Annotated in this window: 12 protein-coding genes and 1 tRNA gene; 5 read left to right on the forward strand and 8 right to left on the reverse strand. The window is 73.0% G+C overall.

The genetic code is table 11. The features are described from left to right. On the forward strand, positions 1-146 hold a 146-nt coding region (locus VGB14_02195), incomplete at its 5' end, for an IS481 family transposase (GenBank protein HEX9991718.1). Here the strand turns inward: VGB14_02195 and VGB14_02200 are convergent. From VGB14_02200 to VGB14_02235, 8 genes are all read right to left on the reverse strand, one after another. After that, a complete protein-coding gene (locus tag VGB14_02200; GenBank protein HEX9991719.1) occupies positions 143-1219 on the reverse strand; it encodes an FG-GAP repeat protein in 1077 nt (358 codons plus the stop codon). The two genes, VGB14_02195 and VGB14_02200, sit on opposite strands and share 4 nt — an antisense overlap. 436 nt (positions 1220-1655) lie before the next feature. After that, positions 1656-3173, reverse strand: coding sequence for a hypothetical protein (locus tag VGB14_02205; protein ID HEX9991720.1), 1518 nt, complete (start codon positions 3171-3173; stop codon positions 1656-1658). A gap of 107 nt (positions 3174-3280) precedes the next feature. Further along, a complete protein-coding gene (locus tag VGB14_02210) occupies positions 3281-5929 on the reverse strand; it encodes an FtsX-like permease family protein (GenBank protein ID HEX9991721.1) in 2649 nt (882 codons plus the stop codon). Between the two features lie 39 nt (positions 5930-5968). Further along, positions 5969-6565 carry a TetR/AcrR family transcriptional regulator gene (locus tag VGB14_02215; GenBank protein ID HEX9991722.1) on the reverse strand — a complete coding sequence of 199 codons (597 nt, stop codon included), beginning with the start codon at positions 6563-6565 and terminating at the stop codon, positions 5969-5971. A gap of 29 nt (positions 6566-6594) precedes the next feature. After that, positions 6595-7263 (reverse strand): maleylpyruvate isomerase family mycothiol-dependent enzyme, encoded by a 669-nt coding sequence (locus VGB14_02220; GenBank protein HEX9991723.1) that lies wholly within the window; start codon positions 7261-7263, stop codon positions 6595-6597. A gap of 246 nt (positions 7264-7509) precedes the next feature. Continuing rightward, positions 7510-8193 carry a hypothetical protein gene (locus VGB14_02225; GenBank protein ID HEX9991724.1) on the reverse strand — a complete coding sequence of 228 codons (684 nt, stop codon included), beginning with the start codon at positions 8191-8193 and terminating at the stop codon, positions 7510-7512. Between the two features lie 346 nt (positions 8194-8539). Beyond that, on the reverse strand, positions 8540-9574 hold the full coding sequence (locus VGB14_02230; protein HEX9991725.1) for a PASTA domain-containing protein: 1035 nt from the start codon (positions 9572-9574) through the stop codon (positions 8540-8542). A 421-nt stretch (positions 9575-9995) separates the two neighbouring features. Next, positions 9996-10082 (reverse strand) — tRNA-Leu (locus tag VGB14_02235). A gap of 68 nt (positions 10083-10150) precedes the next feature. Between VGB14_02235 and VGB14_02240 the strand changes: the two genes are divergently transcribed. The 4 genes from VGB14_02240 to VGB14_02255 all read left to right on the forward strand — a co-directional run bounded on the left by VGB14_02240 (position 10151) and on the right by VGB14_02255 (position 13997). Next, positions 10151-10810, forward strand: a complete 660-nt coding sequence (locus VGB14_02240) for a DUF3662 and FHA domain-containing protein (GenBank protein ID HEX9991726.1) — start codon at positions 10151-10153, stop codon at positions 10808-10810. A gap of 72 nt (positions 10811-10882) precedes the next feature. After that, a complete protein-coding gene (locus VGB14_02245; protein HEX9991727.1) occupies positions 10883-11356 on the forward strand; it encodes an FHA domain-containing protein in 474 nt (157 codons plus the stop codon). Continuing rightward, positions 11353-12687 (forward strand): PP2C family serine/threonine-protein phosphatase, encoded by a 1335-nt coding sequence (locus tag VGB14_02250; protein HEX9991728.1) that lies wholly within the window; start codon positions 11353-11355, stop codon positions 12685-12687. The genes VGB14_02245 and VGB14_02250 overlap by 4 nt, the downstream gene beginning before the upstream one ends. Next, positions 12687-13997 carry an FtsW/RodA/SpoVE family cell cycle protein gene (locus tag VGB14_02255; GenBank protein ID HEX9991729.1) on the forward strand — a complete coding sequence of 437 codons (1311 nt, stop codon included), beginning with the start codon at positions 12687-12689 and terminating at the stop codon, positions 13995-13997. The genes VGB14_02250 and VGB14_02255 overlap by 1 nt, the downstream gene beginning before the upstream one ends. The last annotated feature ends 46 nt before the right edge of the window (positions 13998-14043 follow it).

Consider the following 14043-nt stretch of genomic DNA (forward strand, 5'->3'; position numbering starts at 1 on the left):
CCTACGTCCGCCCTTACCGCTCAGAAGCCGAACGCACCGCCGCACTCGACACCTGGCTCCACACCTACAACCATCACCGCCACCACACCGCCATCGGCGGCCCGCCCATCACCCGCGTCAACAACCTCCCGGCTCACTACAACTAGCCGAGCGACGAGCCGAACCAGTCGCCGACCTCGACGGCGCCGCCGAGGCTGCCCTGGTTGAAGGGGGCGGCCCCGCCGGTGGTGTCGACCACGGTCACGTTCCCGGCATCGGCCACGGTGCCCACGTCCTCCCCCGGGGCGCCGATGGCGGCGTCGCCGATCCCGTCGCCCGAGAAGTCGCCGATCGTGATGCCGTCGCCGAAGAAGTCGTCGGCCTCGGTGGCGCCGGCGAGGCTCGCCTGGTGCCACATGGTCGCCGTGCCCGGGAACCCGTCCGTCGCCCCGCGCACCCGGACGACGACACCGGCGCTCCCGATGTCGCCGACCGCCTCGCGGACCGAACCGACGAGGAGGTCGTCGGCGCCGTCGCCGTCCAGGGGGCCGACGGCGAGCGACGCGCCGAACGTGTCCCCTTGCTCACGGGCGAACCCCAACGTCGACTGGTCGAGGACGAAGGCCCGGTCCGGCCCCGCCTCGCCGCCGAACAGCACGGTGACGTTCCCGGTGAGGGACAGCTCGGCCGACGGGCTCCACCACGGCGCACCGACGACGAGGTCGGCGAACCCGTCGCCGTCCAGGTCGCCCGCCGCCAGCGACTCGCCGAACCCCATGGCGGCCATCGAGCAGCCGCAGACCTCGCCACCGTCGAACGAGCGGGCGTCCCGGCCGACGAGGCCACCGCGCCCACCGGGCACGACCGTGACGGTGCCGTTCGACCACTCTTGCGGGGCGCTGATGGCGAGGTCGTCGAACCCGTCGCCGTCGAGGTCCGCGACCGCGACGGCCGCCCCGAACGAGTCGTACCCGTCCGGCGTCCCGGGGAGGCCGCCGGCGCCCTGGCGCAGCGTCGTCACCCGGGCACCCGGCCCCGACGGCCCGCCGAGCAGGACCGTCACCGTCCCGGCCCAGCGGGCGCCGTCGACGTCCTCCGTCGGCGCGCCGACGACGAGGTCGTCGAACCCGTCGCCGTCCAGGTCGCCGGCGGCGAGGGCGGCACCGAACTGGTCGGAGCGCTGCGCCGCGCCGCCGACGGGGGCGAGGCCCTGGCGGAACACCTGGGCACTCGGTCCCACGAGCCCGGTCGGGCCGCCGGGGACGACCGTGACGTTCCCGGCGGCGGGCGTCGACCCGACCGCCTCGCCGGGGCGCCGACGGCGAGGTCGTCGTACCCGTCGCCGTCGAAGTCCCCGGTGGTCACCGCCCACCCCATCTGGTCGCCGACCTCGGGTGCGCCGGGCACGCCGCCGAGGCCCTGCCGGACGACCTCGGTGCCGCCGGCGCCCGCGCCGCCGGGCCCGCCGTAGGCGACGGTCACGTTGCCGGCGGCCTCCGCGTCCCCCACGTCCTCGAAGGGTGCCCCGACCACGAGGTCCTCGTAGCCGTCGCCGTCGAAGTCGCCCGCCGGGGTCCGGTCGGCGACCGTGGCGGCGCGGGGAGCGCCGTGCGCCGCCGCCGGCAGGGCCAGCAGCGCGATGGCCGCGAGCGCGGCGGCCGGAATCCTCGTCGTCCTCATGCCGCCGACCCCCCGAAGCCGTCGCCCGGCTCGACGTTGCCGCCGACCGTGCCCTGGTTGAGCGCCGTGCCCGCGCCCGACCCGGTGAGGACGGTGGCGTTGCCGGCGCCGTCGACGTCGCCGACCGCCTCGCCGGGCGCGCCGACCACGAGGTCGCCCCGCCCGTCGCCGTCGTAGTCACCGCCGGCGATGGCCGAGCCGAACAGGTCGCCGGGCTCGGTGGCGCCGGCGATCGAGCCCTGGTGACGGGCCTCGGACGTCTGGTCGCCCCGGAACGGCCGCGCCACGAGGACGACGAGGCCGGCATCGGTGATCGACCCGACGTCCTCGTGGGGGACACCGACGGCGAGCACCGGATCCGCCAGCCCGCGGAAGGGGACGATGGCGACGGAGGCGCCGAACCGGTCGTCGTACTCCTCCAGCTGGCCGACGGCGCGCTGGTCGAGCTCGATCGGGTCGGACGGGCCACCGTCCCTGGTGCCGAACACGACGTACACGCTCCCGGGGCCGTCCTGGCCGGGGGCGCCGACGGCCAGGTCGTCGAGACCGTCGCCGTCGAGGTCGCCGGCCGCCAACGCCGTGCCGAACTCCGAGAACGCGTACGGCGCCGCTCCGGTGCCGAACATCTCACCGGCCCGCAGGTCGGGCCCGGTCGCGCTACCGCGGACGACGAGCACGGCGCCTTGCCACACGAGCCCCTGCACCTCCTCCAAGGGGGCGCCGGCGGCGAGGTCGTCGTACCCGTCGCCGTCCAGGTCGCCGATGGCGACCGCGTCCCCGAGCTGCTCGTCGGCCGAGGGTGTACCGGGCGTGCCGTCGAGGCCCTCGCGGATCGTCACGGCGCTCCCGAGCCCCGTCGGGCCGCCGAGGAGCACCGTGAGGTTCCCCGCGTCCTCCGTCTCGCCGACGTCCTCGCCCGGGGCGCCTATGGCGAGGTCGTCGTAGCCGTCGCCGTCCAGGTCGCCGGCGGCGACCGACCAGCCGAACCGGTCGTCGCCCTCGAGCGCGCCCCCGACGGGGGCCACGCCCTGCTGGAGGATGACCGCGCGCCCGCCGGAGAGGCCGCCGGGCGACCCGAACACGACGGCGACGCTTCCCGCGCTGGGCTCGGTGCTCCGCTCGCCCGGCACGCCGACGGCGAGATCGTCGAAGCCGTCGCGATCGAAGTCGCCGGCGGCCACCGAGGACCCGAAGCGGTCGTCGCGCTGCGGGTAGCCGGGCACGCCGGCCAGGTCCTCCCGGACGATCTGCGAGCGGCCCGGGTCGAGCCCGCGCGGTCCGCCGAAGGTGACGGTCACGTTGCCGGCGCCGACCGCCAGGCTGCCGAAGGTCTCGCCCGGGGCGCCGACGGCGAGGTCGTCGTAGCCGTCGCCGTCGAAGTCGCCGCTGGTCGTGCCGCCGCCCGAGGCCGCCGCCGGGGACGGTCCGGCGGTGGCCGCCGGCGCGGCGGCGAGGATCGTGGTCGCGAAGAGCGCTCCGGCCGCCGTGGCCGCGAGCGCGCGAGGTCCCAACATGCTGTGCCTTTCCCGCCTGAGCGTGTGCTCCCGCCGGGCGGTCGCTCGCCACCCGGTCGACCGTCTCCACGCCGGGGGGCGTTCGACCCTTGCGTGACGGTTCGGTGTCAACGGCCGAGCCGGAGCACCTCCGCCGAGTTGGTCCGGTCCGCGGTGGCCTGCGCGGAGCGGGCGCCGGCCCACGCCACCAGCGCGGTGAGGACCGCCACGGCCACCACGACGGCGGCGGGCAGGCGCAGCAGCGGCACGGGAGGGACGGCGGGCAGCGGGTCGATGCGGCGGTACACGAGCCAGGCGGCCAGGCAGGCGAGGGCCGAACCGGCGGCCGCCCCGGTGAGCAGGGTCGACGCCAGCTCGGCGACGAGCGAGCGCCGGTGGTCGCGGCGGCTGAGGCCCATGCGGCGGAGGAACGCGTAGGAGACCTTGCGGGCCCGCTGGCGGGTGTCGAGGTAGAGCAGGACGCCGCCGACCACGATGAGCCCGGCGATGGCGCCGAGGGACTGCATGAACCCGAACGCCCACGTGACCGTGGCGAACGAGGACTGGTCGACCACGGCGGCGGTGGAATACGTGAACCGCACGGCGACGCCGGCGTCGGCCAAGTCGGCGAGGACGCGGTCCGGGTCGCCCCTCGCCCACAGCTCGACCACCGGCGCGTCGGTGAGGGCGGCGACCACGTCGCGGTGGACGACCACGAGCGCCCTCGGGCCGGTCATCCCCGGGAAGGCGTCGACGACGGCGACCGGGTCGACGCGGAGGTCGGGCACGTCGGGGTCGAGGAAGTGGACGACGTCGCCGCCCGGCAGCGGGCGGCCGGCGACGAGCAGGGCGGGGACGGGGCCGGCCGCCGGGTCGGCGGGGCGCAGGTCGTCGAGGAGGCTGCCGAGCGAGCGGCCGGCGAAGGTGGCGTCCCAGTAGGCGCCGCCGGCGAAGGTCGCCGGGTCGACGCCGAGCACGTCGACGTCGCCCTCCGTCCGCTTGGAGCGCAGCACCTTCGTGGCGTCGCCGGCCAGGGCCGGCGGGATGGCCTGGGCGCCCCGCAGGTTCACGGCCACGTCGCTGCCGATGCCGACCCTGGCCTTGGCCGCCAGGGTCGACCGCAGCGACGAGGTGAGGGCGCTGGCGTAGACGAGCACGCCGACGGCCATGGCCGACGCGGCGACGAGGAGCATCGCCACCCGAGGAGCGCCGCCGAGGCGGCGAGCGGCCAGGTAGAGCCAGTCGGGCCAGCGGGCGCCGCCCCGGCGCAGGCGGGCGAGGCCGAAGGCGACGACGCGGCCGACCAGCGCCACCGACCCGGCCACGAACAGCAGGGGGAAGACGAGGGCGAGCAGGTCGATGCGGGGCACCTCGGCGCCCCTGGCCACGGGCACGCCCTCGATGCCGATGCGCCGGTACGACCACGCCGCCAGCCCGAGCACGCCCAGCTCCCAGGGCAGGAACCGGCGCCACGACGCCCGGCCGCCCACCGGGTGGGCCACCAGGAGGTGCGCCCGCGCCCCGGCGACGGCGCCCAGCCCGGCCGTGCCGGCGGCGGCGGCGACGGCCGCCCGGCGGAGGGAGTCGGCCACGGCGGACGGCTCCACCAGGGTGGTCGGGCCGAGGAGGCGGACGAGGGCGACGGCCACGCCCCAGCCGGCGGCCGCACCGGCCAGCGCCGGCAGGGCCGTCTCGAGGGAGGCCTTGACGGCGAGCGCCGCCGGCCCGACGCCCTTCGCCACCAGGACGTCGACCTCGCCCCTGCGGCGGTCGACCCAGTACGTGCCCGCGGCGGCGACGAGCACCGCGGCGGCGAGCACGCCGGCCAGGGACACCGGCTCCACGGCGCCCCGCAGCGCGCCGACGATGGCGACGGAGCGGGCGGCGACGAACGGCAGGTTGCTCTCGGCCCGAGGAAAGCCGTCGCCGGTGTGGATGCCGCCGGCGGCGGGGCGGAGGACGTCGGCGGGGATCGTGGTCAGCCCGGTCGCCTGCTGGAGGCGGCCGGGCAGCGCGTCGAAGGCGGCGGCCACGGCGCGCGCCTCGCCGACGGTGATGCCGTCGGGGTCGAGGGGCAGCTCGTGGTCCGCCGCCCTCGACAGCCCGAGGGCCCGGACGACGCGGTCGTAGGTGGCGCGGTCGGCGAGGACGACGGGCGGCGGACGGCCCCGCGGGTCGGCGTCCCCGGCCGGTTGGATGAGCGTCCGCTGCGAGCACCACCAGCCGGGCAGCGGCTGGACGTCGATCAGGTCGCGGTAGAAGGCGGCGACCGGCGCCGTCGCCGCCACCCCCGAGTACGTGAGGGTGAGCTCGTCGCCGACGGCCAGGCCGAGCTGGTCCCTCGTCGTGTCGGGGACGAGGAGGCCGGCGCCGGGCGTCCCGTCGAGCACCTCGACGTGGTCTGCCGCCCCGGTCCGGGTCATGAGCTGGGCGAAGACGGTGTCGCCGGCGCCGGCGAGCGAGGCGTTCAGCGCCGGGGTGATGGCCGTGCGCACCGGCTCGCCGATCCTCGGGATGCGGGCGGCCTCCTCGGTGATGGCCTCGTCGAGGCGCGGGGCCGGGCCGGGGACGGACAGGGTGGCGCCCGTCGTCCACTCGCACCGCTCGGCGATCTGGGTGGCGAGGGCGCGGTTGCCGGCCGAGGAGAGGAACAGCGGCGGGGCGGCGGCCGCCGCGGCCAGCACGAGGGTGGCGCCGGCGACGGCGGCGACGACGGCCGGCTGGGCGGCGAGGAGCAGGGGCGCCCTCGTCCACGGCGCGGTCCGCAGCGCGCTCACTGGACGCCGCATGCTACGGACGACGGCGTAATGCGGGCGTCAAGGCGTCGGCGGCGTCGCCAGCCCGTCGACGAGCGCGCCGATGGCCTCGCCGAGGTCGGCCCTCGTCGCCGCCCGGTCCTCGGCGTTGGCGAGGAGCATGGCGCCCTCCACGAGCGCGCCGAGCAGCACGTGGGAGAGGGCCTCGACGGGGACGGACCTGATGGCGCCGGCGCCCATGGCCGCCTCGAGCGCGGCGCGGACGAGGCCGAGCCCGTACGCCTGGTCGATCTCCCGCCACGTCGCCCAGCCGAGCACCGACGGGCCCTCGAGGAGGACGACGCGGTGGACGGCGGGGTCGAGGCAGGCGTCGAGGAACGCCGCCGCGCCCCGGTGGAGGACGGCGAGCGGGTCGCCCGCCGCCGCCACCTCGGCCACGACCCGCTCGACCAGCTCCTGCTCGAGGTCTTCGTACACGGCCCGGAACAGGTCGGTCTTGTCCCTGAAGTGGTGGTAGAGCGCGCCCCTGGTGACGCCGGCCGCCTTGACGACCGCCTCGGTGCCCGTGTCCGCGAACCCGTGCGCCGCGAACAGGTCCCTGGCGGCGCGGACGAGCGCTCGACGGGTGGCGTCGGACTGCTCGGCCTTGGTCGGCATCACCCGGCAGCATGGCCGCCGGCGGCCCGCTACTGCGGCCGGTAGATGTTGACGGTCTCGTCCAGGCCGAGCGGGGCGGGGTCGGCCCGGCCGGTGCCGGCCATCACGAACTCGTACGGGTCGCCGGTAATGCGGTCCCCGCCGCCGCTCACCGGGAACTCCGGCATGCCGTCGAGGGCGATGGTGGCCGGCCGCCAGCCCTGCTGGTCGAGCGTGTCGGCGACGTGGCTGACGGCGACCCGCAGGCCGGGGTCGTCCCGGTCGGCGGGCCGGCCGATGGCCTGGCGGATGTCCTCGGCGTGGACGTAGGCGTCGTGCCAGATGGCCTCGACGCCCTGGCCGAGCGTGCCCGGGATGGCGACCGGCGGCGGTCCGTTCCAGGCGTCGTCGTCGAAGGCGGCGAGCAGGTCGGCGACCACCTTCCCCGCCTCATGCAGCTCGTCGGCCAGCTGGTCGGGCGTGCGCCCCTTGCGCAGGCCGACCTCCCGCTCGACGTGCGACGGGTCCGCGAAGTCCCCGACCCGCCCGGTGGCGATCAGCGAGACGTTGCCGACCACGTGCGCGGCCACGTCGGCGACGGTCCACCCCGTGCACCGGGTGGGCGTGGCCCACTCCTCGGCCGACAGCGACCGGAGCAGCCCCTCGAACCGATCCAGCGCGTCCGGCGTGCCCTCGACGACGTCCGTCCTGGGAAGCACCACGGCATCCTCCTCACATACAGGCTGCATGTATCAAGGGGCACGTGGAGCGCAATGTCAAAGGGTCGCCCGTCACATCGCCGTCGGGGGTAGGCGACGCCGAAGCCCAGGTCCGGCACGCAAGCGTGAAATCCGGGGCGGTCGGTCGTCCCCGTGATCGGAGGAGGGGGGGGTTCCAGTTCTCGTTTGGGGCCCCTCGCGTCCGCCGCCGTCCGCCAGGCATGTCGTCGACGCGTCGGCCGTACGTCATGCCACTGGCCCGAACCACTGGGGATCGGAGGCGCCCTGTGTCTGGCCAAGCTCGGACTGCTCGCCGTCGGGGGAAATCATCAACAGGCCGCTGTCAACCGACGAGACCACCAGAGACCCGTTACCGCACCATGTCAAGCCAAGATCCGTCCCAGGCGTTGCATGCGTCGCTACGACCACGCCGGATGCCAGTGTGGCGAGTTGCGGATCGCGCTGCCCTTCGACGCTACCAACGAAGGACACGAGCGATGCACCGTCAATCGGGATAGCGCTGATCGCAGGTGACCATTTGGCACCAGGCGAATCGACGACGGAGACGACAGCACCATCCGGTGTCACTACGACAACATCGTCCGACACCGACCCATGGCGTACGAATGCCAGATAATCGCCCGTCGGGGCCCATGCCGGATCGAATTCGTCAGAGGAGGAGTCCGCTACGGCCCGCACACTCAGTGTAGCGATATCAACGATATAAATGTCCTCTTGACCTGACACCTCAGACACGAATGCCATCTGTAGTCCATCGGGAGACAGGGCGGGGCTGTGTGATCTAGCTGGGAGAGGTAGACGAATGAAGCTGTCGTCCCGGGATCGTCTCAGGTAAATCCCGGCTCCGTCGTCGGCGACGACGGCGATGCGGGCGCCGTCGGCATCGGAGGTCGGTTGCACCGGGTTCACCAACTCACCCGCTACTTCGTGCTGAGCCCCTGACGCAAGGTCGCGAATGAACACCTGCGACGTCCCGCCACGGGACATCCCGAAGATGATGCTCCCAGCCGCGAGGGGCGAGAGTCTCGTTCCCGTGGTGGAAGATGAAGACGGTGGCTCGTCGACGGATTCGGAGGAGGGTGAGCGAGACGACGGAATCGTTGTCGCTCCTCCGGACTCGGCGCCATTCGAGTCCGTGTACAGAGCCACTCCCACGACGATGATTGCTACTGCGACAGCGAAGAGCCCGACAACGATGAGAAAGCCCTTGCGCCCGGCGGTTGCGTTGGTCCCATCCGCGTCGTCCCCTGCCATTTCACGACGTCGTACTCGTCGTGCTGGGGACGGTCGCCTCATCGCCGATCAGTCTCACGTCTCCGAGGACCGCACGCCCGTCTACATTCGTAACGAGGGTCGTGATGATGACTTTCAAGCGCAGAATGTTCGTCATATCGACGTCAAGCGCCTGCGGCTCGGCGAATGACAGTACGTTGTTCCACAGCTCGTTGTCGTCGCCGAGAACCTGAACCCTGTACCGAGCTTCCGTATCGGACGAGTCCTCAATCCCCACCGTCGCCTTCAGACGCGTCCAGTCGCGCCCCAAGTTGTACTCGAGGACACACGGCGTGGAGCTGTCCTCCGACGGTTCAATGGCGATGCTGTCTTGCTGAAATTCGCCATTGACGGACGCTTCGATACCGAACTCAGTTGAGTAGCAATAGTCAGCGTCGTTCGTGAATTCGATGTCCGCAAGCGGCACAACTAATGGGTTGGTTGCATAGCGCACGAGTATTTCCGATGTAGCCACCTCGCCTGGGCGCGGCGTCGTCTCAATTATCTGGCCCTCGGGCGCCGAGTCGTCCGGAATGGCTTCCTCTGTGACGGTAATACCTCGGTCCGTCGCCCATTCGCGAACCGCACTAACTTGCTGCCCGATGAAATCGGGAACATCGCCCACCGGTACTGCTATCAAGAGGTTGACCGAGCCGGTGATCCGCCCTCCTGAGCTCGGCACCGATTCGATCACCGTCCCGGCGGGCTCAAGGCTCTCTTGTTCGTCTATGACGATATCACTCTCTCGTACGCCGTCGGCGAGCAGCGCCGACCGCGCTTCACTCTCCGTGAGACCTATGACGTCCGGCATCGTCGCCTGGGTCGACGTTGTGGTCTCAGCGGTTGAAGGAGGAGACGAGCTGGACGACGATGGTGCTGAAGAAGACGTTGTATCGAGAGACGTACCGACGTTTTCCTCGTCGTTCCCACCGTCGCCGGCGCACGCGCTCACCAGTAGGGCCACGATGATGGCGAGAACGACCGTACGCTGGTGCCGCCGTCCGCCCAGTCGCTTCATCCCCCGTACCCTACTGGTGGCCTGATAGCACCGCCAGCGCATCAATAGGATCACGCGATGCTACGTTCGCCGATGTGGCCTCACTTGGGCACAGCGACGCAGGTGCGGCAGCGATCGCTCTCGGTTTGGTGGCTGCGGCGTGCATGGGGGGCTACCACGCCCTCCGCTCTCGACACGAGGCACTGGCGTGGTTCCTCGCTGCGATCTGGTGCATCGTGGCTGGCGTCGGCCTTGCCGGTGTCGCTACCGCAGCGACCTCGCCTGACCTGGCTGCGTTCTTGACGGGAATTGGGGGCAGCATGGTCGGAGCTGGAATTGTGCTACTCGTCCGAGGCGGCGCTTAGGACGCCATCGCGTCAGGTGGGGAACGTCAGGAACGGCAATGTCGTCAGCCGAACCTCACGCGGCCGCCGGCGACCCGTGGTGGGCGAGGAGGGACTTGAACCCTCACGTCCTTGCGGACACAGGAACCTGAATCCTGCGCGTCTGCCAATTCCGCCACTCGCCCGAGTGAGCAGGTCGGGCAGCCTAGCCGGTGGCCGCAGGCGGTGCGGCCGGCCCCGGTAGTGTGGCGGGATGGGCCTCCAGGCCTTCGAGCGGCGCCTCGAGCGCATGGTGGAGGGCGTGTTCGCGCGCGCCTTTCGCAGCGGGCTGAAGCCCGTCGAGCTCGGGCGGCGGCTCACCCGGGAGATGGACGACAACCGCAGCGTCGGGGTCACCGGCCGCACCGTCGTCCCCAACAGCTTCACGGTCTACCTGAGCGACAGCGACTACGACCAGTTCGCCGAGGTCCACGACGCGCTCGGGCGGGAGCTGGCCGACTGCGCCCGCGAGCACGCCCGCGACGAGGCCTACACGTTCATGGGGCCGGTCGAGGTCGAGCTCGTCATCGACGACAACCTCCGCACCGGGTCGTTCGCCATCGAGGGCCGGATGCGGGAGGGCGAGGGCGGCGCCGGGGCCGGCGCGCTCGTCACCCCGTCGGGCGAGCGCATCGTGCTCGGGGAGGGCGTCACCACGGTCGGCCGGCTGCCGGAGTGCCACGTCGTCCTCAACGACCCGAACGTCAGCCGCAACCACGCCGAGATCCGCCCGCAGGGCACCGGCTTCGTCGTCGTGGACCTCCGATCGACCAACGGCACCAGGGTGAACGGCGTCCGCGTCACCGAGCGGGCGCTCCAGGACGGCGACGAGGTCGCCTTCGGGAACACCCGGATGCGCTTCGAGGCGTCCTGACCCGTCGTTTCGCGCGCAGGGCCACCGGGCAGACCCGGGGCGCGAGAACCGTCCAACTACGCTCGGTCGCCGGTGTCGGAATCCCTCCTCACGATCCTCAAGCTGTGCCTGCTCCTGCTGCTCTACCTGTTCTTCCTGCGGGTGCTGCGGGCCGTCTGGGCCGAGGTGAGCGGCCCGCGCATCCCCGAGGTCGCGCCCCGGCCGAGCCGCAGGGAGCGCCGTGAGGGCCGCCGGGACGCCAGGCGGGGCGGCGGCGGCAGCGGCGCCTCCCTCACCGTCACCGAGCCGGCGGCGCTGCGGGGCCGGTCCTTCCCGCTGGACGAGGAGGTGACGGTGGGCCGGGCCGCCGGGTGCCAGGTCACCCTCGACGACACCTACGTCTCCCAGCTCCACGCCCGCGTGTTCGCGAGGGACGGGCAGTTCTTCGTCGAGGACCTCGGCTCGACCAACGGCACCTACCTCAACCGCCGGAAGGTGTCCGGGCCGATGGTGATGAACCGGGGCGACCGCCTCCAGGTCGGCAACACCGTGATGGAGCTGCGGTGACCGCCCTGCGGGCCGGAGCGGCCTCGGACCCCGGGCGGGTCAGGGCGGTCAACGAGGACAGCTCGCTCGTCGCCCACCCGATCTTCGCCGTCGCCGACGGCATGGGCGGCCACCGGGCCGGCGACGTCGCCTCCCAGGTCGCCCTCGCGGCGCTGAAGGCGGCGTCGTTCGAGCCGACCGTCGAGGGCCTCCGCGAGGGGATCCGGGCCGCGAACGTCGCCGTGTTCGAGCGGGCGTCCAACGAGCCGGAGCTGCGGGGCATGGGGACGACCCTCTGCGCCGTCGCCGTCGTGCGGGACGCCACCGCCGAGGGCGACGGCGAGGCGGAGGCCGCCGACGGCGAGGAGCGCATCGCCGTCGCCAACGTCGGCGACTCCCGGGCCTACCTGTTCAGGGACGGCGAGCTGGAGCAGCTCACCCACGACCACACGCTCGTCCAGACCATGGTGGACGACGACCGCCTCACCCCCGAGGAGGCGGCCGTCCACCCGCAGCGCCACATCGTCACCCGGGCGCTCGGCATCGAGCCCGAGGTCGACATCGACACCTGGGAGATCGTGCCGTTCGTCGGCGACCGCTTCCTCGTGTGCAGCGACGGCCTGTTCAACGAGGTCGACGAGGGCCGCATCGCCGCCGTGCTGCGCCGGCTGGCCGACCCCGACGACGCCGCCAGGGAGCTCGTCCGGCTGGCCAACGAGGGCGGCGGCCGGGACAACATCACCGTCGTCGTGGTCGACGTGGTGGACGACGACGACCGGGCCGCCCGGGCGTCCAGCGCGCTGGCCGCCGAGCCGCCGACCACCGCCGCCCGGGAGCCCGACCTCGCCGGGTTCTCCAGCCCGGCGCCGCTCGTGGACGACACCACCATCGTCAACCCGGTGGCCGTCGTCCCCCCGCCGGCGCCCCGCCCGAGCCGCCGCCAGCGGCGGGCCGCCCGCCGGGCCCACCGCAGGGTCACCTGGCGGGTCGTGCTCTTCCTCCTGCTCGTCCTCGGCGTGCTCGGCGCGGCCGGCGGGGCCGTCTGGTGGTACGGCCGCAACACCTACTTCGTGGCCTTCGACGGCGCCGACGTGGCCGTGTTCCGGGGCCGGCCGGGCGGGTTCCTCTGGTTCGAGCCCACGCTCGTCGAGCGGGCCGGCATCGCGAGGGCCGAGGTGCCGGCGTCGATGGTCGACCGCCTGGAGGAGGGCGCCGACCAGGGCACCCTCGACGAGGCCAGGGAGTTCGTCGCCAACCTCGAGGCCCAGATCGACACCGTCGGCGGCGGGTCGCCCGCGCCCACCACCACGGCCCCGGCCGTCACGATCGAGAGCACGACGACGACCTCATGATGCGGGCCATCCGCCGCAACACCGAGCTCGGGCTCATCCTGCTCGGGATCGTCATCACGGGCGGCCTCTACGCGCTGGCCAGCCTGGGGCGCACGGCGTCGCTGCCGGCCGACATCGGCCCGTTCCTCGGGATCGTGCTCGTGCTGCTCGGCGTCGCCCACCTCGCCACCCGGCGCCTGGCTCCGAACGCCGACGGGGTGCTGCTGCCGGTGGCCGCCCTGCTGAACGGCATCGGCTACGTGTTCATCGCCCGCCTGAACGAGGACCTGGCCGCCCTCCAGGCGACGTGGACGGCCGTCGGGATCGTCGCCTTCGTCGCCACCCTGGTCGTCGTCCGCCGGGCCAGGGACCTCGAGCGCTACCGGTGGTCGTTCGCCCTGCTCGGCATCGTCCTCCTGCTGCTGCCGCTCGTGCCCGGCGTGGGCCGGATCATCAACGGCGCCCGCATCTGGGTCAGCCTCGGCCCGCTCAACTTCCAGCCCGGCGAGTTCGCCAAGATCGCGCTGGCCGTCTTCTTCGCCTCCTACCTGGTCGAGCGGCGCGAGATGCTCGGGATGCTCACGTTCCGGCTGGGGCCGATCAAGCTCCCCGAGCTGCGCCTCCTCGGCCCGGTGCTGCTGGCCTGGGGCTTCTCGCTCGTCGTGATGACCGCCGAGCGCGACCTCGGCTCCTCGCTGCTGTTCTTCGCCCTGTTCGTCGTGCTCCTCTGGGTGGCGACCGAGCGGGCGACCTACCTCGCCGTCAGCCTCCTGCTCTTCGCCGCCGGCTCCTACGTGGCCTGGACGGCGTTCTCCCACGTGCAGGACCGGGTCGACATCTGGCTCGACCCATGGGCCGACCGGGCCGGCGACGGCTACCAGATCGTGCAGGCCATCTACGCGCTCGCCTGGGGCGGCGTGGCCGGCACGGGGATCGGCCTCGGCACCCCCGACGTCATCCCGGTGAACGAGACCGACTTCATCTTCGCCGTCATCGGCGAGGAGCTCGGCCTGCTCGGGGCCACGATCGTGCTCGTGGCCTTCATGGTGATGGTCGGCTCCGGCCTGCGGGTGGCGGCCCGCACCGAGCACCCGTTCGAGAAGCTGCTGGCCGTCGGCCTCACCACCCTGCTCGGCCTCCAGGCGTTCCTGATCATCGCCGGCGTCATCCGCCTGCTGCCCCTGACCGGCGTCACCCTGCCGTTCGTCTCCTACGGCGGCTCGTCGCTCGTGGCCAACTACGTGCTGCTCGCCCTGCTGCTGCGCATCTCCGACGGCAGCACGGTGAAGCCGGCCGACCGCCTCCCCGATGACCAGGTCGTCGCCGCGTGAACCGCCAGATCAAGTGGCTGGGGATCGGGATCGTCACCTGTTACCT

It is taken from the genome of Acidimicrobiales bacterium (assembly GCA_036399815.1).
Lineage (GTDB): Bacteria > Actinomycetota > Acidimicrobiia > Acidimicrobiales > DASWMK01 > DASWMK01.